Raw genomic sequence first — 426 nt, 5'->3', positions numbered from 1 at the left:
GGAGGGGCGGGAGGTGCCCCCGGGCGAGGTGGGCGAGCTCATCGTCAAGGGCCCCAACGTCATGAAAGGCTACTGGAACCGCCCCGAGGAAACCCAAAAGGCCCTCAAGGACGGCTGGCTCTACACCGGCGACATGGCCCGCATGGACGAAGACGGCTACTTCTACATCGTGGACCGCAAAAAGGACTTGATCATCGCCGGGGGCTACAACATCTACCCCCGCGAGGTGGAAGAGGTCCTCTACCAGCACGAAGCCGTCCAGGAGGCCGCCGTGGTGGGCGTCCCCGACCCCTACCGCGGCGAGACCGTGGCCGCCTTCCTCGTCCTCAAACCCGAGTACCGGGGCAAGGTGACGGAAAAGGATATTGAGGCCTTCTGCCGCCAAAACCTCGCCGCCTACAAGGTGCCCCGCATCATCGCCTTCCG

The 426-nt window shown here is 64.8% G+C and carries 1 protein-coding gene; it reads left to right on the top strand.

Annotated features, from left to right (window positions below; all coding sequences use genetic code 11):
- On the top strand, positions 1 to 426 hold a 426-nt coding region (locus tag L0D17_RS13320; protein ID WP_243095719.1), incomplete at both ends, for an AMP-binding enzyme.

Source organism: Thermus thalpophilus, assembly GCF_022760915.1.
Classification (GTDB): Bacteria; Deinococcota; Deinococci; order Deinococcales; family Thermaceae; genus Thermus; species Thermus thalpophilus.
The sequence above is the reverse complement of the archived record's forward strand: the minus strand, read 5'-3'. Positions and strand labels throughout refer to the sequence as shown.